The sequence below is a fragment of the Desulfosporosinus shakirovi genome (assembly GCF_020595055.1).
GTDB classification, from domain to species: Bacteria; Bacillota; Desulfitobacteriia; order Desulfitobacteriales; family Desulfitobacteriaceae; genus Desulfosporosinus; species Desulfosporosinus shakirovi.
On sequence record NZ_JAJDOO010000027.1, the window covers coordinates 49,428 to 70,295 of the forward strand.

Genomic DNA, 20,868 nt, shown 5'->3' on the forward strand with positions numbered 1-20,868 from the left:
TTATTTTGTTCGAGCAATATAACGGGTTCCGATTGGTGAGTTCAAAACTACGAATCACGGTTATAATCGCTAATCACGGGTATAAAATTCAACATGAATTCTATACAAATTGAGTGCAAAAACTTCAAAGAGAAAGCCCAGGAAAATAATTATCTCTGGGCTTCCTCTTTTGCATTAAGCTCGATTAAATTCGATAGGCATTCCGTGCTCATTCCGTAATCATCCGTCAATGCACTCAATATTTTTTCTACTTCTTTAAACCCTATTATCTTAACTTCATCTGGCATTATTTTCACCGCTCGAAATTTGAACTTGTAAAAGTTAATGTCCTAAATCCTACAAGTGTGCATCAACATAAAGATTAAGCATATTCCATATTATAGCATCTATTTAAAGAGAATGTCTTTAAATTTTAATCCTTAGTTCTATTTTGGCAGACCCGCTCATTGCCGAGCAAGGCGACGCCACTCTGCCTATCTCAACAGCTCTACCCCCGCTATTCCTGGTCTGGTCATCTCATATGGGTTTAAAATCAAATCAAGTTCCTCTTTCGATAGAATCCCTTTTTCTAAGACGATTTCCGAGACCGGCCGCCCATAAAGAATGGCCTCTTTGGCTATGATTGAAGCCACTTCATATCCCACATGGGGGTTAATTGCCGTAACCAGTCCGACACTGTTTTCCACCATTGCCCTGCAACGTTCTACATTTGCGGTAATACCTGCCACACAGCGTTCTCTGAAGACACGGGTCACATTGCGCAAAATGTCCAGGGATTGGAGTAAATTAAAAACAACGACAGGCTCCATAACATTGAGCTCAAGTTGGCCGGCCCCACAGGCTAAACCGATGGTAAAGTCGTTCCCTTGAACCTGAAAAGCTACCTGATTCACCACTTCAGCGATTACCGGATTAACCTTTCCTGGCATGATGGAAGAGCCCGGTTGCATGGGCGGTAAATTCAATTCATTTAACCCGGTTCGTGGACCGGAGGCCATCAGACGCAGGTCATTGGCTATTTTTGAAAGGTTCACCGCTAAAGTTCTTAAAGATCCGGAAACTTCCATGAATGCATCTGTGTTCTGAGTAGCATCCACCAGATCCTCGGCAAGACGCAAAGGCAGACTTGTCCATCCTTGCATCAGCTCTGTCACTTTCTCAATATAGCGAGGATCAGCATTTAACCCGGTGCCAACTGCCGTTGCTCCCATATTTATAACTTCAAGAGATCGAATGGCTTCTTTAATTCTCTTAATATCCCGCCCTAACATGTGCGCATAGGCTGCAAACTCCTGTCCTAAGCGAATAGGAACAGCGTCTTGAAGATGAGTTCTCCCCATTTTAATGACACCGTCAAACTCTTGGGCCTTATCTTCAAAGGATTGGCGCAAACTGTCTAAGACTTGGAGCAAATCATGGGCCACATTTAAGCAAGCAATACGAATTGCCGTGGGAAAAACATCATTGGTACTTTGAGCCATATTTACATGAGTATTGGGGTGAACTTTGAAATACTCACCCTTTTTCCCGCCTAAAATCTCGATGGCCCGATTAGCAATGACTTCATTAGCGTTCATATTCATAGACGTTCCAGCCCCGCCCTGAATCACATCCACCACAAATTGCTCGTGAAACTTTCCATCGATCAATTCCTTAGAAGCTTCAACAATAGCCTTACCAATCCCAGGACTCAAAGCCCCAATATGCATATTCGCTTCAGCCGCCGCACCTTTAACCATGCCAATAGCACGGATCAATTCTCCATGGGGGGGATATCCGGTAATAGGGAAATTCTCCGTGGCACGGAGTGTTTGAATACCATAATACACGTCATCCGGGACATCATGAATTCCAATCAAATCCTTTTCTTGCCGCATATCTCATATCTCCCCTACAATTTTTGTCTTTCCCAGCCCAAGAGGGTCGCGTTCACACGCAGCGACGCCTCTGCGCCAGTCGTAGCCAAACTCGGCTTTAATCCGCTTCCATCCAGCAGGGCGGAACACACGGACGTGTTCCGCCGGCCATGCGACAGGGTCCCTTCTCGCCATCCTGCAAGAAGGCTAATTCGTGCGAAGACAGTGTCTTCGGGCTACAGGGACACTTGGCCATCCATGGCCGGCGGACGTCGCACTGGCCGGGAACCCTGCTCTCATGCATCCGGATTAAAGCCCTAGTTTGGCACGACGAGCGCACGGCCAAGCAAGTGTTGACGCGACCCTCTCACGACCAGCAAGTATAACTCAACTCTCCTTCGACGTTCCAAAGACCCCTGCGACCCGACCTACTTCCCACTCCATATCGTCCAATTAATCGCATCCAGCAACGCCTGAGCACTGGCCCTCAAAATATTCTTAGAAACCCCGATAGTCCCCCACACTTCATTCTCCAGGCGAGTATCTATTATTACACGCACGATAGCTTCCGTTCCGTGGGAACCGTCCAGCACTCTTACCTTATAGTTCACTAACTCGCTTTTGCCTAAGATGGGGAAGAACTTAGCCAAGGCCTGCCGCAAAGCTGTGTCTAAGGCATTGACCGGTCCGTTTCCTTCTGAGGCAATTTGTACAGTTTCCTCACCCACTTTAACCTTGACTACGGCGACAGAATCAAGTTCTCCTCGCAAAGGATCACTCCAAACATGATAATCTAAGACTTCAAACATAGGAGTACTTAACTTACCAAGTGTACGTAAAAGTAATAGATCCAGACTCCCTTCCGCAGCTTCAAATTGGAATCCATTATGCTCTAACTCCTTGATCTCATTCATGGCAATCTCAACTCGCGGATCGTCCTTGCGCATTTCAGGCTCGAAGCGACGCAGACGTTCCAAGATATTAGCTTTCCCCGCTTGGTCAGAAATTAAAATACGTCGTTCGTTTCCGACGTCAGCCGGGTCCATGTGTTCAAAGGTTCGCTGGTTTTTCAATATGGCATCCACGTGCATTCCTGCCTTATGAGCAAAGGCACTTCTCCCCACAAAGGGCTGTTTCTCATCAAAAGGTGCATTCGTAAGCTCCGCAACATAACGTGAGAAGGAAGTGATTTTTAATAAAGCAGCATCAGAAACCACATCATAGTCTCCTTTGATCTGTAATAAGGGAATAAGGGTACTTAAATTAGCATTGCCACACCGTTCTCCAAATCCATTCCAAGTTCCTTGAATTTGAGTCACTCCAGCTTCCACTGCCATCAGCGAATTGGCCACTGCAAGACCTCGGTCATTGTGAACATGAATGCCCAGTTCCTGGGGCGAAAAATCCTTCTTGACTGCTTGAACCCCAAGACTGATTTCCCCCGGCAGACTTCCTCCGTTTGTATCACATAAAACAATGGTCTTCGCCCCACCATCAAGTGCGGCTGAAATACACTTCAATGCATAATCAGGGTTTTCCTTAAAACCGTCAAAGAAATGCTCTGCGTCAAAAAAGACGTCTCGTCCTTGCTGAAGCAAAAAGGAAACTGATTCTCGAATGATGCGGAGGTTTTCCTCCGGTGTTGTCCGTAAAACGTCCCGAACATGTAAATCCCAGGTTTTCCCGAAGATCGCAATGGTCTTGGCCCCTGAAGCCAGAAGTTTAAGCAAAATCTCACTCTTTTCGGGAGACTCCATAACCTTGCACGTACTGCCAAAGGCTACGATACTTGTCAGAGGGGATTGTAGGTTTCCACATTGCTGGAAAAACTCTTCATCCCGCGGGTTAGCACCGGGCCATCCTGCTTCCACATAAAGATTTCCCATATCCTCGATTCGTTTTATATAACTAAGTTTATCTTGGGTGGAAAAATGAATTCCTTCCCCCTGAGCACCATCTCTCAAGGTTGTATCATAAATTGTAATTTTTCTCTTCGTCTGATCTTGATTCATTGTTCTCCCCCTCTATTCTCCGGCACAACCGCGGCTATAAAGAATAATACTCAAAAGCCCCATAACGAGTTCCTAAGAACTTGCCACGGGGCTTTTTTCCCACACGGTGTAGCTGGTATCTTTCCAACCTGTATCGCTCGGTCCAGACCCTTTCAGCGGAACCCTAGATACACTTCTTATTGTGCTATTATACGACAGGTTCACGTTGATATACAACAGTACAATTAATTAATAGCACCTTTGTCCGCAGACATTAAAGGTCAATACTTCAAGGTTTACCGCCAGGTCAACATTACGCAGTTCAATCTCCGGAGGAACATTTAATACCACAGGAGCAAAATTAAGAATGGCAGCCACTCCGGATTTAATTAATTGATCAACGATTTCTTGCGCAAACTCTGAAGGTACAGCTACAATCCCGATTTGGGTACGATTTTGCCTTACGACAGTTTCTAACTGGTCGATAGGCAGAACTTTCACGCCTTCAACAACGGTTCCGACCTTTTTGGGATCTGCGTCGAAAATACTTGTGATGATAAAGCCACGGTCTCTGAACCCTTTATATGTACTCAACGCCAAGCCTAAGTTTCCGACCCCAACCAAGGTTACACTCCAATCTGCACTTAACCCAAGAATCCGCATAATATGTTGGCGGAGATCTTTAACATTATAACCAACGCCTCTTGTTCCAAACTCCCCAAAGTAGGCTAAGTCTTTCCGCACTTGTGCAGGACTAACGCCGACTCCATCAGCAATTTCCCCCGAGGATGTGGTTATAATTCCTTTGCGATCGACGTCAGTTAAATGACGTGAGTAAACTGAAAGCCGAATAATTGTTGCCTCTGGAATTTTTAGCGTTTTCAATAAGTTCCCCCATTTCTCATTGGAATTTTGCCTTAATTGCGTATGTTAATTATAGCACTATCAAGGAAAAACGCAATTTGATTCTTTGGTCTTTTTACCATTAAGTTAAATATATGGATACCCCTTTACCTATTATTTACCAGAAAACTTATTAATAACCCTCTGAGACTCAAAAAATAGCGATAAACCGATAACTTCTTGCTCTTTTGGTTTATTTTCAGTTCGTATTTGATTATATAACTGATGAAGACCTTCTAAGTCTTTAGGCGGATGTTTACCGGCTTGAGTCATCCATAGTTGCTCTTCCTTAGCCAGCAGTTGTTGATTAAACCCTTTTTCAAGGATTGAGTGAACATTTTTTAATAGTTCTGCCGTCAATTGAGCGCCATTTCCAGCCACACGAAAGGACCGTTCAGGCAACTGAATTTGTTTGGGAATCGTCGAAAAACCCTTTTCCTCTAAGAGTTGCCGTAATTCCTTAAGTTCATTTGCAGAATGTCTCAAACCAATTCCCACCATCCAAGGATTAGCGCTTATTACCTCAGCCTTAAATCCCATTACCGTTAGTTGGTCTTTGAGCAACTGGGCATTATGTTCTTGTTGAAAAAGCCCCGCTTGACAGGTCCAAAACCTTATCTCAGGTAAGACTAATATTGTTTCTTGATCGGTTTGGTCAAGAGTTTGGTCCTGCTTTACGCTTACCGTATGTTCACGACTTGATTGACCTATGAGCTCCAAATAAATTTTGCCGATTCCCCAAGTCAATAAAGCCAAGGCCATAATTCCTAAAATCAAGACCAGGCCAACGCGCAACCGATCCACAATCTTCATTTCTATTCCCCTTCCACTGCTGCATAAAGGACAACTTCTCTACGGGAAGATATGTAGCAGATGGCAGAAATAGACCCGTCCTCTACAAAACTTGCCTGGCGATAAGCGCCAGCCATAATGGACAAATTTAACGAAAATATACTTTCTGAAAATGAAACAAAGGTCTCGGTACAACGACCAAAACCTTTAGGTTTAGCTTAGGTTTTTAATTTTCAGAAAGGCATATAGTTAGTAATCTATAAATAATATCTTTATAAAGCTTAATCTCTTAAAGGATCTTTGAAAGTACGTAGTAACAAAGAGCTGCAAGGAGTGAGGTTGTCGGAATTGTTACAACCCAAGCTACAAGCATTTGTTGCGCCACGCCCCAGCGGACTGCAGAAACTCGTTTGGCACTTCCAACCCCCATGATAGAACCGGAAACAACATGAGTGGTAGAAACCGGGAGGTGAAGACCCGGGAGTACTGTAGCTGTCCAAATAACGATTGAGGAAGTTAAATCTGCGGCAAATCCATTGATAGGCTCCAGCTTAAAGATCTTTCCGCCCATGGTACGGATAATTTTCCATCCACCGGCAGCAGTTCCGGCGGCCATTGCTAAAGCACAAGCGAATTTTACCCAAAGTGGGGGGGCAAGTACTGATTGCGACTGCAACCCTGCCGCGATAAGAGCCATGGTGATAATCCCCATGGATTTCTGAGCGTCATTGGACCCATGGTTAAAAGCCAGCAAGCCTGCAGAGACAATCTGCATCTTTTTAAAGCCGTGATTTAGTTTAGACGGTGAAAAATTGCCAAAAAAATAAGCCAGTGACTTCATGATAATAAAACCCAAACCTATCCCAATCAAGGGAGAAATAATTAGAGCCGCTAAGATCTTGCCTAAGCCTTGCCAGTGCAAAACACTAAACCCTACCTTGGCAACAGCTGCTCCGGCCATTCCGCCAATCAAAGCGTGTGACGAGCTGCTTGGAATCCCAAAATACCAGGTAAGCAGGTTCCAGGCAATGGCACTTAACAAAGCTGCAATAACCACTTCTTGTGTCACATACTTCGGAGACACAATATCTTTGACGATGGTTTGGGCAACTCCGGTGCTATAGAGAGCTCCGATAAGATTTAAGGTGGCTGCGAGCATTACCGCACGCTTTGGAGAAAGAGCCCTTGTCGAAACACTCGTAGCAATAGCATTGGCTGTATCGTGAAATCCATTGATGTAGTCAAAAGCTAAGGCTAAAAATACTACGATGACCAACATCATACCAAGACTAGTCATATTTCAAGACCACACTTTTGAGAAGATCGGCAATTGACTCACAGTGATCCAGGGTTGATTCAATATGCTCCAGAATTTCCTTCCATTTGATGATCTCGATAGGGTCTTTTTCATATTCGAAGAGACGGGCTACTTCTTCGCGATAGAGTTTGTCCCCCGCACTTTCTAAGTGATAGATCTCTTCGGCGGCAGCTAAAATATTGGATTTCTTAGAATGCAGGTTTCCTAAGAAAGAGAAGGCTGACTGAATTTGCTCTGCTGCCAATTCTACTAAGTGCACAAGCTCCATGGCACCCAGTGAAGGTTTACCCGTGCGATAGAGAAGCATCCTTTCCACTGTTCCTTCAGCAAAATCGACGATATCATCAAGGACTTGCGCCAACTTATAGATATCTTCCCGATCCAGCGGGGTTATAAAGGTACAATTCAAACGTTCTAAGATTTGAGTAGTGACGTTGTCCGCTTCGTTCTCGAACCGGTGCATTTGAGCAGCATCTTCGACAGAAACACAATCTTGTTGCATAATACCATAAAGTCTTTTAAGTGATTTAGTGATAATTTCAGTACTTTCCGAAAAAAGCGCAAAAAATTTATCCTCTTTAGGAGACAACTTAAACATAAAATACCCCCAGCCTCAAATTCTCAAAGCAACCGGAAATCTGCGCAGTTTAAAAGTCGAAATTTCATTGTTTTTCAACAAAACTGTGTATATCTTTCGACAGTAAGCTCATCCCACGGAGTATTATATCAAATACCAAAACTTTTGTGTTAAGTTTATGTTAAGTTTTTAACAAAGGATTAACCCAGAGTATATTCCCATGACGAGGCCGCTCATCCTCTTAATAGCTAAGCATAAGCGGCTCTAAGACTCCCGCCTGAATTCAGCCCTTCAGATGGAGTTAAAACTCCATCTGAAGTAAGTTTACCCTAATTTAACTTTTTCGATTAACGCTTGACGAGCGTCTGCCAACATGTAGATTGAGCCTGTAACGCAAAGCATGTCGTTTTCCCCCAGACATGTGAGGGCAAAAACAGCCGCTTCCTTAGGGTCTTCGATGCAGGTTACCGATCGGCCAAATTGTTCCGCTAAACTCCCCAGGGCTTTCCAGTCCCCTGCGCGAGGAGAATTTGGCCGGGTGACAATGATTTCATCCGCCAGAGGCACGAGCATTTTGACGACCTTTTCTCGTTCCTTGTCCGCTAACATTCCCAAGCAAAGGATAAGTCGATCCCGTGTATAAAGCGGAATTGCTTGCGCCAAAGCTTGTGCTCCATCAACATTATGCGCCCCATCAAGGAGGATTTTAGGCTTTAAGGAAAGCAATTCTAAGCGGCCGATCCATTCAACTTCACGTAACCCGGCATAGATGGCCTCTCTGGGAATATTTACTCCATAGTCGCTTTGCAACACTTCACAGACTGTTACCGCTGTTGCAGCATTGCTAAGTTGATGGAAACCCATGAGGCGCAGACGCAACTTAGAGTATTTGGCATGCAATCCCACCAGGTCGAATTCCTGTTCCAACTCTCCGCTCCACTTGCTTTCCCAACGAACATCTTCCCCGACCAACCAAAGAGGTACCTCCATCGCCTTGGCCTGGTCACGCAAAACTTTAATCACCTCCGGATCTTCGGAAGCTGTAACGACAACAGAATTGGGTTTAATAATCCCGGCTTTTACTTTAGCAATCGAAACGACATCTGAGCCTAAATAATCCATGTGATCCATACTTACATTCGTAATGACGGAAATAAGAGGGATAACCACATTGGTTGAATCGATGGCTCCCCCTAAGCCCACCTCGATCAAGGCATAGTCGACATTTTTCTCAGCAAAATAGAGCAAGGCCAAGGCAGTACTCACTTCAAACTCGGTGGGATGCTCGAACCCTTCAGCAACCATGTCTTCCAGATGAGGACGCACACGGCTGATCATTTGAATAACCTCTTCCTTGGAAATCATCAGGCCATTGATTACCATACGCTCTCGGTAATCATTCATATGAGGGGAGGTAAAGACCCCAACCTGATACCCTGCTTCCCGCAAAATTCTGGCGATCATTACTGTCGTCGAACCTTTGCCGTTTGTTCCGCCTATATGCACTACTCGCAAGGCCTTTTCCGGATTTCCCATTCGCTTAAGCAGTTCTTTAATCCGCCCCAGTCCAAAATTGATACCGAACGTTGTCAGTGTCGTGAGGTATTGTAAGCTCCCTTGATATTCCTGATTAAGATTGTTATCAGACATAGCATTAACCCCTCCTGCGCATCGATAAGTGAACTCGTTCAGCTAAAGCTGAACATCGGGGCTTCGGTAGGGGATTCTACCCCCACCGAAGTGGAAATCGGAATACCCACTTATAGAAGTGGTAGTCTCGAATTAATTCAAGTTCAACTGAGTTGCCATTACGTCGTAGCTTCCTTCGATTTCTGCGGACACTAAAATCACTCTAGCCTTGCTTCAACTCGTTTAAGCGCTCTTCTAACGCGACTCTGCGAGCCGAGAGTCCTTCCAGTCGCTCCCGTTCTTTAGCTACGACTGCCGCCGGTGCTTTGCTGGTAAAGCCCGGATTATTTAGTTTAATCTCCAATACTTGTTGGTCCTGTAAGGCTAAAGAAATCTCCTTTTCAATACGGGCAACTTCCTTATCCAGATCCATCAGTCCCTTTAAGGGGAGATATATTTCTACCCCTCCCAAAACGGCACTTGCAGATTGAGAGGGTTTCTCTGTCAGAGTCTCAAACAACTCTACACTGGCCCCTCCGGCTAATTTCAAGATATCTGCCTTCCCCTTTTCCAGGACAGCGCGTTGGTTCTGATCCGGGACAAGGATGATGATCTCCACTTTCTGCCCGGGTGACACCTTCATTTCCGCCCGAATATTGCGAATCCCTTTGATAGCTTCCATAAGCAGGGTCATATTCCCTTCGGCCACGGCATCTCTGTAGGCAGGTACTTCAGGCCAAGGCTGCATCATGATGCTATTTCCTTGGACGGGGAAGTTCTGCCAAATCTCTTCCGTTAAAAAGGGCATAAAGGGATGCAATAGTCTCAGAGTTCCTTCGAGAACTTCAAGCAACACGGATTGGGCAGTGTGCCGGGCCAACACATCCTCTTTATTGTAGAGACGGGGCTTTGTGAGCTCAATATACCAATCACAGAACTCATTCCAGATAAACTCGTAGAGTAAGCGTCCGGCTTCGCCAAGATCAAACTTTTCCAGAGCCCCGGTGACATTCTCCACAGTGGATGCATAGCGGGTTAAAATCCAGCGATCTGCCGGGGCGAGTTCTCCCCGAGGTCCCTCTTCATAGTCTTCTAGATTCAGGAGTACATAACGGGAAGCATTCCAAATCTTGTTAGAGAAATTTCTGGTGGCTTCCAGCCGTTCAGGGTGAAAACGCAGGTCATTACCCGGTGTATTACCTGTAATCAGCATAAAGCGCAAGGTGTCTGCTCCGTACTGATCAATTACTTCAATAGGGTCTACTCCATTGCCTAAGGATTTACTCATTTTACGACCTTGAGCATCCAGTACCAGTCCATGAATCATGACCTTGGGGAAGGGAACTTCTTTCTTAAATTCCATAGCCATAAAAATCATACGGGCAACCCAGAAGAAAATGATATCCCTTCCCGTTACTAACACAGAGGTGGGATAAAACTGTTCCAGTTCCGGCGTTTTCTCCGGCCAGCCCAAGGTGGAAAAAGGCCACAGACCGGAGGAGAACCAGGTATCTAAGACGTCAGGATCTTGCTTTAGATGATCTGCTCCACAGGTCGGACAGCTTGATGGATCTTCCTTGGAGCAGATTTCAGCACCGCACTTGTCGCAATACCAAACAGGAATGCGATGTCCCCACCATAACTGTCGGGAAATACACCAATCCCTGATGTTTTCCATCCAACCCAGGTAAATTTTATCAAAGCGGTCCGGAACAAATTCCAATCGCCCATCACGCACCACATCAATGGCAGGCTCAGCCAGGGGCCCCATTTTCACAAACCATTGTTTACTTACCAAAGGTTCGATGATGGTAGAACAACGATAGCATTCCCCTACTGCATGGGCATGGGCATCAATCTTAACCAATGCTCCGGCGTTTTTCAGATCTTCGACAACCGCTTTACGTGCCTCAAAACGGTCCATTCCTTGGTACCGTCCTGCATTTTCATTCATCTTCGCTTCTTTATCCAAAACGATAATCTGAGGCAACTTATGACGGAGTCCGATTTCAAAGTCATTAGGATCATGGGCAGGCGTTATCTTCACTGCACCCGTCCCAAATTCACGATCAACGTACTCATCAGCGATAATCGGAATTTCCCGATTCATCAGGGGCAGGATCAAGGATTTGCCGATTAAATGTTGATACCGCTCATCCTGTGGATGAACAGCCACCGCTGTGTCCCCCAGCATGGTTTCCGGTCGGGTAGTTGCCACCACCAGGGACTCCCGGCTGCCTTTTACAGGGTAACGCAGATGATACAGGTTGCCCTCCCGATCAGTATGTTCCACTTCAATATCTGAAATCGTAGTATGACATTTGGGACACCAATTGACTATGTAATTCCCACGATAAATCAGCCCTTTACTATAGAGATCAACAAAAGCCTCGCGCACCGAGCGTGAACATCCTTCATCCATGGTAAAGCGCTCACGTTCCCAATCACAAGAAGCACCTAAGCGGCGCAACTGCTGCGTAATTCGTCCACCATACTGCTTTTTCCAATCCCAGACCCGTTCTAAGAATTTCTCTCTTCCCAGTTCCTTACGACTTGTACCTTCCTTCGCTAACTGCTCTTCAACCTTCGCTTGAGTTGCAATTCCAGCGTGATCCGTCCCCGGAACCCAGAGAGTATTAAACCCTTGCATCCGCTTAAAACGTGTCAAAATATCCTGAATCGTACTGTCCATGGCATGACCCAGGTGCAGAGCACCCGTAACATTCGGCGGAGGCATAACAATACTGAAGGCAGGCTTATCCTTATTCACCTCTTCATGGAAGAAGCCATTCTCCTCCCAATACTGATACCATTTGCCTTCAACAGCACTAGAATCATAAGCCGTTGCCATTTCAACTTTAGATGTTTTTTTATTTTCTGCCATATGTTTACGAACTCCTTTCGTTTCTATCTCAACTACCAAAGGGGAGATGAGGGACGATTCTTGGGTCGAGGGTCGCGATAACACTTGCTCAACCATGCGCTCGTCGTGCCAAACTAGGGCTTTAATCCTTTATGCAAGTGGGCAGGGTTCCCGGCCAAAGCGGCGTCCGTGCCGCATGGCCGGCGGGAAACGTCCTGTTTCCCGCCCTGCTTTATGCAAGCGGATTAAAGCCGAGTTTGGCTACGACTCACGCAAAGGTTTCGCGCCGTGTTATCGCGACCCTCTGGGGCTTCGGTAGACGTGGACACGTGGGACGGTCTTAAAGGGCGGAGTGTCACACGAGAGCTACGTCTTTACGAAAGCAAACTCCGTTTATCAACCCCACAAACACGGCCCAATTCAGAACAATGCAGGAAGGCGCACATGAAATGTGCCTTCTCCCAAGCATCGTTCCACCCGTCCCAAGACCAGGGCGCAGTGTGACACGAGCGCGACGTCTTTACGTAAGCAGATTAGCAAACTTCCGTTTAAGCGACCGACCCCAGATGCGGGGCAGTGTACAGGGATGTACACTGCCGCCAGTGAGCCAGGGACGGCTCATCTGGCGGGGACCCCTCCCCAAAGCCAGTCGCTTAAACGGTTAGTTTGCTCTGCGTCGTAAGCACCGAGCGCAGTGTCACACAAGCCCCACATAAAAAAGCCTCTCCTCCTAGCAAAGGACGAAAAGCTTCCGTGGTACCACCTTTATTCTGAGAAACAAACGTTTCCTCAGCTCTTGGCATTGCTAACGGGTTTTTCCGTCAGAGAGTACTTCATTCCCCTCCGCCCCTCCTGTGCGACCTTAGCGCTTCCCGAAAAGGCCTTCCAGCTATGGCCCTTCTCTCTGAACGGTAATTGTCACTATTCCTCACATTCTCTGGGTTTATCTCGATTAACTTACAGTTGAATACATTATACTCGGCACAATAAATCTTGTCAAAATGTCTGCACTCAATCCTATTAATGTTGCCAATCATAAGCACGCTTTACTCCCGTTACTTTCGACGTCCATTCATCCAAGGCCACGAGATCATTGGGACCGAGCTCTGACAAACTTGTCTTTCCGAGACTTCTAACCCCCTCTTCCATTTCCAGGGCCATCGATTTGAGGACATTAGCCACACTTTTACTAGCCAAAGGGATATCCAAACGTTGCTTATAGGGAGAATTGTACCAGATCAACTGAGTTAACGGCTCCCAGGGAAGAATCTTCTGAATTTGGTTGTGAACTAATCCAAAGATAGGAACGGTTCCTAAATAGATTGCATCCGCACCTAAGGCAATGGCTTTAAGGCATTCCCCAGGGGTTACATATCCTCCTGAAACCACTAAACTCACCTCTTTTCGAGCACCCTGCTCCCGCAAAAAGCGTTCCGCCCGAACTAAGGCCAATAAACTTGGAATTCCCATATCATCGCAAATCAACGGCGATGCTCCGGAGGCTGCACCTTGGGCGCCATCAATCACAATGACGTCAAAATCTGCTTCTAAACAGACGGCCAAGTCTCTTTCTAACCCTCCCGTCGCCATAATCTTAATGGCAATGGGTTTTCCCGCCGCTTCTGTGCGCAAATTCGAAACATAGTTTGGCCAGTCCCAAGGGCTCTGAATTCCGGGGATTACCGCCGAGGTAATAACCGATTCTACCGGTGAAATCCCCATTAATTTTTGGGCCTTTCCTTTTACAGTGCTGGGTTCCTTACTAAAGTACCCCATCCTGGCCCCCTGACCCATCTGTACTTCCAACATATCAGCAGAGGCTACCCCTTGTGAGCTATGACCCCATTCACTTCGGCTTATTTGCCAAATAAACTTTCCTGCTTCGTCACGTTCCTCTTGTAAAAAAGGTCCTTCTCCTGAATTTGTGGCAGTACCCATTTGTTTCGCCGCCCTTGCTAAGGCTCGTTTAGCTTCTTCGCTGAGACCTAACCCGAAACTCATACCGGTAATCATGAGCGGGATATCGATCTGAAGGGGTTTTTCGGCTTTGGCTCCCAAGGTTACCTTCATATCCACAGGAATTCTTCCTTCTTTAGGCAAACGTGCCATTTGGGCCGCCACAAACATCAGGGTATCGTAATGAGGCAGTGGTTTTGGGGATCCAAAGGGGCGCTGAATGAGCTTCCCCTCTTCCGCTCGCAAACTGATTTCCAGGATATTTTGTACGGAGGTACGACGTACTGAACTCCAAAGCTCCATCAAATTTTCCGAGTACTTATCTCGCAGCAACCTTTCTATGACCAACCCAAAAAGCCGTTGGGCGATGGTTCGAAACCAACGTTTACCAACGAAATAAAAAAAAATCAAAAGAATCCCTATAGCAATAAGTGTTCCCACAACTGAAAGTGCAACAATGAGCAGGGCCGTCTGTAACAACAAAAGTCAATCCTCCACCTATTAATTCAAGCAACCAACAGACTAAGCTTTAACAAGCTTAGTCTGTACTGCTCCGTCAATAATATTCGCCGATCAAGTTAAATTTTACACCTCTGGGATGTAAACTGTCTGCTGCCAGCGTAGTAACTGCATTAGGCGGTACAGCTGTTATTCCTGACAGCGTACTTGAGGATATAGTTGCGACTCAAGTTGCCGCAGAGGCCAAGCTGAAGTTCAACAGTAAGAATAAGAATTCCGCAAACGAAAAAGCAATGTGGGGCGGTTCTTAACTTGTAAGCAAGTCACGAACCGCCCCTTCTTATTAAAAACCATTTCAGTTTTACATTAATTGTCGGATTCACGGTCGTCCCCCGATATCACCCTTGCCCCCATTTTCCATGGAAAACCATTTCAGACATAGTCCTTCGAGGGCGCGGACGCCGTTCCTCCGCTGCATACCCCAAAGGAGTCATGGCCACAACTCGAACACCCTCCGGAACATTTAAGGAAGCACGTACTTTTCCTTCATTAAAGAGGCCCTGCCAGCACGTCCCCAGTCCTTGTTCTGTCGCTGCCAGAATTAAATGCTCCATTGCAAGCCCGGCATCAAGCATCAGATTGTCCCTGCCTTCCCACACTTCCGATTCCCTGATCACTGCACAGAGCACAATGACTATCGGAGCTGACATCAAAGCTTTACGGCCCGGGTTATTTTCCTCCATGCTTTCAGCCATAGATTGCCGCCCTGCGGCGTCATCAATCACAATAAAGCGCCAGCACTGCATATTCTTCCAAGACGGCGCTAACCGCGCACATTCCAAAGCATACTCCAATTTATCCTTCTCAACCGGCTTGTCCAAATAAGTACGCAAACTTCGACGGGTCTGAGCCAATTCTAAAAAATTCATTTTAAATCCTCCTTGTTAAATTCTTCCGGGAACTCCTCAGCTAAGCGCAGAAAATCGAAGGGCTTCCGATACGAAAGCCCTTGCCAAAACTTTATAAAAGTATAGTCTTGGCTACAGTTTTATCCCTCCGGTGATTAGTGAACTCGTTCAGCTAAATCTGAACATCGAGACTTCGGTGACGTAAGTCTCCGGTACCATAGGGAGTCTCTTTGAATTGATAACAGACTCTCAGCAGAACAGTAGTTTTAAATCTTGTTTGTATTTATTTTATTCTAACCAATTACACCAAATTCCTGCGTAAAACTACATTAATTTTCTAATTTCTTTTGCTTTGCTTATAACTCCCACCAAGGCTTTGTTTTTTCCTCGCCTCTATTCCACACTGCCAAATCATTTCGCACTTGATTAGACGCTCTTGTCGCAATCTCATTCTTAGTGACATTCTTGGTGACATTTTCACTCTCATTCTCAGTCTCAAGTTCCCTGTCCCAAGGCCATTCTACGACAGGTTCACACCTTGTTTCTGAGTTCTCCGCGAACTCGTCTTCATAGCTGTCGATCCAATTCAGCTTAGAAGGGTTTGCCCTTGGGGTAATGTCTTCTTGGTTATCCCATTCAAAATTGCTGCTGCCTCGGTCTTCCCTGCTAAATCCCGCATAGGATGGAGTAAAATGTCTTGAAACCGTTGCCTCTTTTCCTGCTCCAAAAGCTCCTGCCACTAGGCCGATAAGCGCCCCTTCTGCAAGGATTTGGATAAAACCTAATCCACGGATTGGTAAAAACAGTGCCAACAAGAGTGTTCCCACTGTGACATAGCCTGCCCCGGCAACTCCGCCCATAAACCACACGTTACTTTCTTTAGCCGTGCGGTACCCACCTACCAGACAACTTGCTAAAAGCCCGATATCCAACAATTTAGAAATACTTAACCCTCCGAGACCCATGGAACTCCATACAATACCGGCGAAAAGAGTAAGTACCGTGACAAGTAAGGCCGTGGTGATTCCTCGTAAGACGTATGAACCCACTCCCGCACTCCTCCTTTTTCAAGATAGTTTTATACATAACTACGTCGAACTCGTCCGATTCATTCCACTTCCAACCCATTATTATCCATTATCATGTCTCTTTCTTCTCGAATATAGTATGCTATGACATACAAAAGGGAGGATTTCCTAATGGATTACGCACGCTATATTGTTAATGCCGGGGATACCATCTATAAAATAGCTAAAGCCTACAGCCTTGAAATGGCTGAAATCATCCATCTTAATAATTTAAAGCATCCTGATCGAATTTATGCCGGCCAAGTTTTGCTTCTCCCGTTCCAAGGGACCTGTGAACCGCCGTCAGGGCCCGCACCTATACAAATTCCCGAACCTACCTATACATATGCCAGGTGGCTGTATGAGGCCTATGCAGGGAAGGATTCGGAATTAACGGCGATTACAACTTACCTTTATCAGGCAGTGCTTTTAGACCGTCCGGAATTTGATGCCTTGTTAAGGCCTATTGCCTATGATGAAATGCAGCACCTCGAAAAATTAGCCCTCGCCTTGCGTCATCTGGGTGTCGACCCCAAATACGGCTCATTAAGCAATGGTCATTGGGTCGATTGGCGATCTCGTTTTGTCAATTATACCACTGACCTTTGTATGCTCCTTGACTCTAACATTGAAGATGAGGCCCGAGACCATCGCGAATATCTTGAACTTGCAGAAAAAATACCGATTCCGGAAATTCAATGCATCCTAACTGAAATAGCGGCTGATGAAGAACGCCACTACCACTTATTCTGTCAAGCGAAGCAACAATACTGCAGTGAATTTTCTCCGCCCCCGCCTCCGCCATGTTCTCCCCCCCCAATCTATACCCCGATTGAGGAGCCTGAGCCTGTACCGATCATTGATTTACCGGGACCTCATGACGGAGGAAGAGGTTAATTACCCCTTTTCAGTTGGCATTAGATCCGTTATACTAGGAATATCGTAATCCAGTGCCACAACCCTAATTTCTGCCCTTGATCAGAAAAGGTCGTTGCGTATCTTACGCAACGACCTTTTTATATTAGAAAGGAAGTCATCGGATTGAAGCTAAGCAAAAGCCACGGGGCTGATCTTTCCTTGCTTTTGGTTACTTTTGTTTGGGGTTCAACCTTCGTCATTGTCAAATGGGCCATCGAGGATCTCCCGCCATTCCCCTTTCTGGCGGTTCGCTTTGCCCTTGCATTTGTGAGTTTATTACCATTCCTCTGGTTCCAGAGAAGTCATATTAATAAAGCCACCTTACTCTGTGGGGCAACTGCGGGAGTCTTCCTTTTCTCCGGCTATGCTTGGCAAACAGTCGGTTTGCAATATACGACCTCCTCAAATGCAGGTTTTATTACCGGACTCTCTGTCGTCTTTGTTCCGGCCTTAGTCACTTTTACGACCCGGAAGCTTCCCAGCCGAAACCTGATCCTCGGAATCCTATGTGCTTTGACAGGTCTAGCTTTCCTTTCCTTAGGCAACAGCTTTCAACTTAATCGGGGCGACCTGATGATTCTTGTCTGCGCCTTAAGCTTCGCCTTACATATTTTCTTTGTTGGACGTTATGCGCCTCAAACAAACGCTACAGTTTTGGCCAGTTTTCAAATTCTTACTGTGAGCGTTCTAAGTGGGCTTGCTACCCTTCTTTTCCCACAGCCCGCAATTCACTTTAGCTCGACAGCTTGGTTAGCCTTGCTGGTTACCGCAATTCCTGCAACTTCCCTGGCTTTCTTTGTTCAAACCAAAATGCAGCAATTCACTACCTCCACCCATACCGCACTGATTTTTTCTATGGAACCTGTTTTTGCCGCCGCCTCTGCCTATTTTCTTACCGACGAGCTATTAACCCCTAAGGGATTTTTCGGTGCGGGATTAGTCTTAACGGGTATGCTGATCGCAGAGTTTAGTGGATCGCAAAGCGAATCACCGTTATAATAAACAGCAGGTAAAAAGCTCCTCCAATCAGGAGGGTGGTGGGATAAATCGCCCCTTTTCGACTCAGGGAAATGTAGGGTATAATCGCAGCCCCTAAGGCAAGCAGTGCACTCCACAATGCCAAGGCATCCAGTTTCCATGGCGTAAGGGCAATTCCGACGGCAGGGATTACGGAACTTTGGAACACCATGGCTCCCGTTAGATTTCCCATGGCTAGGGTGTCTTTGCCCTTTCGAATCCAAAGAACACTATTAAACTTTTCCGGTAACTCTGTGGCAATGGGCGTAATAATTAAGGCAAGCACAAATACCGGAATTCCGACGGCTACAGCAATGGGTTGCACTGCGTTGACAAAGCGATCTGCCCCAAAGACGATTGCGATCAAAGCCAAGGTGATTTGTAAGAGTATCATGGTCATGCTCGGGTTGCCGGAGCTCCTGTCCATATAAAGGGGTGCTAATTCTTCATGTTTGCAATCATTCTTACAATCACGTATTGTCTGGTATACATAGATCACATAGGCTGTAACCAAAGCCAAGGCCGCTCCATTTTTAAGGGTTTGGGTGGGTAAAAAGGAGGCTAATATAGCCAAAGAATAAACAATGAGGAAAAACTTCAGATCGTGTTTTACGACTTTAGCATCCAGCCGCAAAGGAAGATTCCGCCGGCGAAAAAACAAGGCTGCAACTCCCGTAATAAAAAAGGCTACCGTTGCTAACATAAATGGAGCACCCAGAATAGCTCCTATGCCTATCTCCGCGCCTTCCGGTCCTACACCTCCGCCTAAAATGGCCATAATAGGAACCATGGTCTCGGGTAAGGCTGTGCCAACGGCGGCGAAAATACTCCCAACGGCACCCGCTCCAAGTTTGAGTCGTCTTCCCAGCCACTCAATCCCATTGGTAAAGGCTTCCGCTCCGATCAAAATGATTCCTAAACTTATAATGAGCAGCCCTATATCTCTCAAATGTCCCCCTCCCTTCTTTAAGCTTATCTCCCGAGGGTCTCCCACCATACAGGCTAATTGCTGATAGTTCTCACTCTATAACTATACTGGAGTGAGATTTTTTTATGATAAAACAACCCTCTTCAAAAGCAGAAAGGCCAAGCTCCTTCTTTGGGACATAAAAATACTCCCCTTTGAAAGGGAGAATATCAGAGCTCCTGGCTTTTCACGTCCTTATATGCTTAAATAAGTATAAAGTTGGTCTCATGAATGGAATGCTAAATTAAGATTTCGGTCACGCACTTCCGTTGACCTGAGAACTCCAATTCCAAAGGGTAAAGGGGGATTATGGTTTGAAAGCTCGGTGGAAAAATCTATTCGAATGGGTTCAGATATTGGCCGCTGCTCTTATTCTGTCATTCATTGTCAGAACGTTCCTTTTAGATAACAGGATTGTGCCTTCAGGCTCCATGTTACCCACCATCCAATTGCAAGATAGATTAATCGTCGATAAACTGCTGTTCAAGTTCAGTGAAATAGAGCGAGGGGACATAGTCGTATTCCATCCCACTGAAAAATCCGGCGAAAAAGACGATCTCGTAAAGAGAGTCATCGGACTGCCCGGAGAGGAAATTCAGGTTAAGGATGGGAATGTTATGGTCAATGGAACAGCGCTTGAGGAGAGTTACCTTCTTGAAAAGCCGGATTACCAATACGAGCCTGCTACAGTTCCGGCGGATTCATATTATGTCCTGGGAGATAATCGCCGAGGCAGTAATGACAGCCACATGTGGGGTTTTTTGCCCAAGCAAAACATAACGGGGAAGGTTTGGATTCGTTATTGGCCTTTTAATACATTTGGAAAGTTAGACAGCTAAATTTGGTAAATGCGTCAAACGAATTGGCATTGAACCTGGCAAAAAGCAGATTACCCACATTCCTCTTATCATAAGCAGCAGTCAGGGGAAAGTTCCGTTAAAGATGATAAGGGCATCTGTCCAAAATCCGCATTAGGATGTGGTTGTGGTGGCGTTTATATAAATGAGGATGTCCTGCAATACCACATTTGTACCAACTGGAAGTTGATTAATGTCTGTTATCGCACACTATAAATAAATATATAAGTAAAATAAAGGTAAGAATTCCATCAATGACGAATGATCTTAGTATTCCTGTAACATGGTAGAAAGCCCCCTTGCGAAGAAACATATTTACATAAGCAAAAGACCACCTATAAAATAGGGGGCCTTTCATAAAAGATCGAAAACGTCAAGCCCCGAAAGCTTCATGCAAGAAGACTTAACACTACCATAAAATCTAATTAAAGACAACAATTATCTTAACGCAATTTGTGATTTTATTGTGGCAGAAATCTTTGTTAATACATCTCCATCGACATTAAATATTCTTGTAGGATAAATCATTCGTTGCTTACTAATATTTCTAACACTTAATATATTTGCCCAATCTATTTCCTTTACTGTTACAGGAATTTCTAAAATATGAGTTATTAATGAACCAATTATGCTCTTTACCTCTTCAAGATATTTGTTACCATTTAGTCTATTCAACTTTTTTCCTCCAATCCACAATTTGAATAGAATAGAGGGGAATCCTTCATGGGGAAATATCAATGATAAAAAGAATTCATATTTTAGGTGCATCTGCTTCAGGGACAACAACTCT

Annotated in this window: 17 protein-coding genes and 1 other annotated feature; of the genes, 3 read left to right on the top strand and 14 right to left on the bottom strand. The window is 45.5% G+C overall.

The features are described from left to right. Window positions 1-149: 149 nt before the first annotated feature. The 12 genes from LJE72_RS19075 to LJE72_RS19130 form a co-directional block, all read right to left on the bottom strand. Window positions 150-287, bottom strand: coding sequence for a hypothetical protein (locus tag LJE72_RS19075; RefSeq protein ID WP_229249581.1), 138 nt, complete (start codon window positions 285-287; stop codon window positions 150-152). Between the two features lie 186 nt (window positions 288-473). Continuing rightward, window positions 474-1,877, bottom strand: coding sequence for an aspartate ammonia-lyase (gene aspA, locus LJE72_RS19080; protein ID WP_229249582.1), 1,404 nt, complete (start codon window positions 1,875-1,877; stop codon window positions 474-476). Between the two features lie 407 nt (window positions 1,878-2,284). Beyond that, window positions 2,285-3,868 (bottom strand): citramalate synthase, encoded by a 1,584-nt coding sequence (gene cimA, locus LJE72_RS19085; protein WP_229249583.1) that lies wholly within the window; start codon window positions 3,866-3,868, stop codon window positions 2,285-2,287. Between the two features lie 228 nt (window positions 3,869-4,096). Further along, window positions 4,097-4,732: a redox-sensing transcriptional repressor Rex gene (locus tag LJE72_RS19090; protein ID WP_229249584.1), complete on the bottom strand. Its 636-nt coding sequence runs from the start codon at window positions 4,730-4,732 to the stop codon at window positions 4,097-4,099. A gap of 132 nt (window positions 4,733-4,864) precedes the next feature. Further along, window positions 4,865-5,563, bottom strand: coding sequence for an SPOR domain-containing protein (locus tag LJE72_RS19095; RefSeq protein ID WP_229249585.1), 699 nt, complete (start codon window positions 5,561-5,563; stop codon window positions 4,865-4,867). Window positions 5,564-5,831: 268 nt separating this feature from the next. Beyond that, window positions 5,832-6,839, bottom strand: a complete 1,008-nt coding sequence (locus LJE72_RS19100; protein WP_229249586.1) for an inorganic phosphate transporter — start codon at window positions 6,837-6,839, stop codon at window positions 5,832-5,834. After that, window positions 6,832-7,458, bottom strand: a complete 627-nt coding sequence (locus tag LJE72_RS19105; RefSeq protein WP_229249587.1) for a DUF47 domain-containing protein — start codon at window positions 7,456-7,458, stop codon at window positions 6,832-6,834. Before LJE72_RS19105 ends, LJE72_RS19100 begins: the two co-directional genes overlap by 8 nt. Before the next feature lie 303 nt (window positions 7,459-7,761). Then, complete coding sequence (locus LJE72_RS19110; protein WP_229249588.1) at window positions 7,762-9,087, bottom strand: bifunctional folylpolyglutamate synthase/dihydrofolate synthase; 1,326 nt, start codon at window positions 9,085-9,087, stop codon at window positions 7,762-7,764. 202 nt (window positions 9,088-9,289) lie between these two features. Then, window positions 9,290-11,950, bottom strand: a complete 2,661-nt coding sequence (locus LJE72_RS19115) for a valine--tRNA ligase (protein ID WP_229249589.1) — start codon at window positions 11,948-11,950, stop codon at window positions 9,290-9,292. 712 nt (window positions 11,951-12,662) lie between these two features. Further along, window positions 12,663-12,876 (bottom strand) — a binding site (T-box leader). 73 nt (window positions 12,877-12,949) lie between these two features. Further along, a complete protein-coding gene (locus LJE72_RS19120) occupies window positions 12,950-14,326 on the bottom strand; it encodes a glutamate synthase-related protein (RefSeq protein WP_396391489.1) in 1,377 nt (458 codons plus the stop codon). Between the two features lie 416 nt (window positions 14,327-14,742). Continuing rightward, window positions 14,743-15,273 carry a nitroreductase family protein gene (locus LJE72_RS19125; RefSeq protein ID WP_229249590.1) on the bottom strand — a complete coding sequence of 177 codons (531 nt, stop codon included), beginning with the start codon at window positions 15,271-15,273 and terminating at the stop codon, window positions 14,743-14,745. Between the two features lie 335 nt (window positions 15,274-15,608). Further along, window positions 15,609-16,301, bottom strand: a complete 693-nt coding sequence (locus LJE72_RS19130; RefSeq protein WP_229249591.1) for a hypothetical protein — start codon at window positions 16,299-16,301, stop codon at window positions 15,609-15,611. Between the two features lie 150 nt (window positions 16,302-16,451). Here LJE72_RS19130 and LJE72_RS19135 point away from each other — a divergent pair, with 150 nt between their 5' ends. After that, the gene (locus LJE72_RS19135) at window positions 16,452-17,216 is read left to right on the top strand and encodes a LysM peptidoglycan-binding domain-containing protein (RefSeq protein ID WP_229249592.1); all 765 of its coding nucleotides are present in this window, start codon (window positions 16,452-16,454) and stop codon (window positions 17,214-17,216) included. 144 nt (window positions 17,217-17,360) lie between these two features. Continuing rightward, the gene (locus LJE72_RS19140) at window positions 17,361-18,236 is read left to right on the top strand and encodes a DMT family transporter (protein WP_229249593.1); all 876 of its coding nucleotides are present in this window, start codon (window positions 17,361-17,363) and stop codon (window positions 18,234-18,236) included. On the opposite strand, the gene LJE72_RS19145 is transcribed toward LJE72_RS19140, so the two are convergent. Next, entirely contained in the window at window positions 18,205-19,203 is a 999-nt protein-coding gene (locus LJE72_RS19145; protein WP_229249594.1) for a sodium:calcium antiporter, read from the bottom strand. The two genes, LJE72_RS19140 and LJE72_RS19145, sit on opposite strands and share 32 nt — an antisense overlap. A 332-nt stretch (window positions 19,204-19,535) precedes the next feature. On the opposite strand from LJE72_RS19145, the gene lepB reads away from it, so the two are divergent. After that, complete coding sequence (gene lepB, locus LJE72_RS19150) at window positions 19,536-20,060, top strand: signal peptidase I (RefSeq protein ID WP_229249595.1); 525 nt, start codon at window positions 19,536-19,538, stop codon at window positions 20,058-20,060. Between the two features lie 456 nt (window positions 20,061-20,516). Here the strand turns inward: lepB and LJE72_RS19155 are convergent. Continuing rightward, window positions 20,517-20,868, bottom strand: a 352-nt coding sequence (locus LJE72_RS19155; protein ID WP_229249596.1) for a hypothetical protein, incomplete at its 5' end; no start/stop codon positions are given.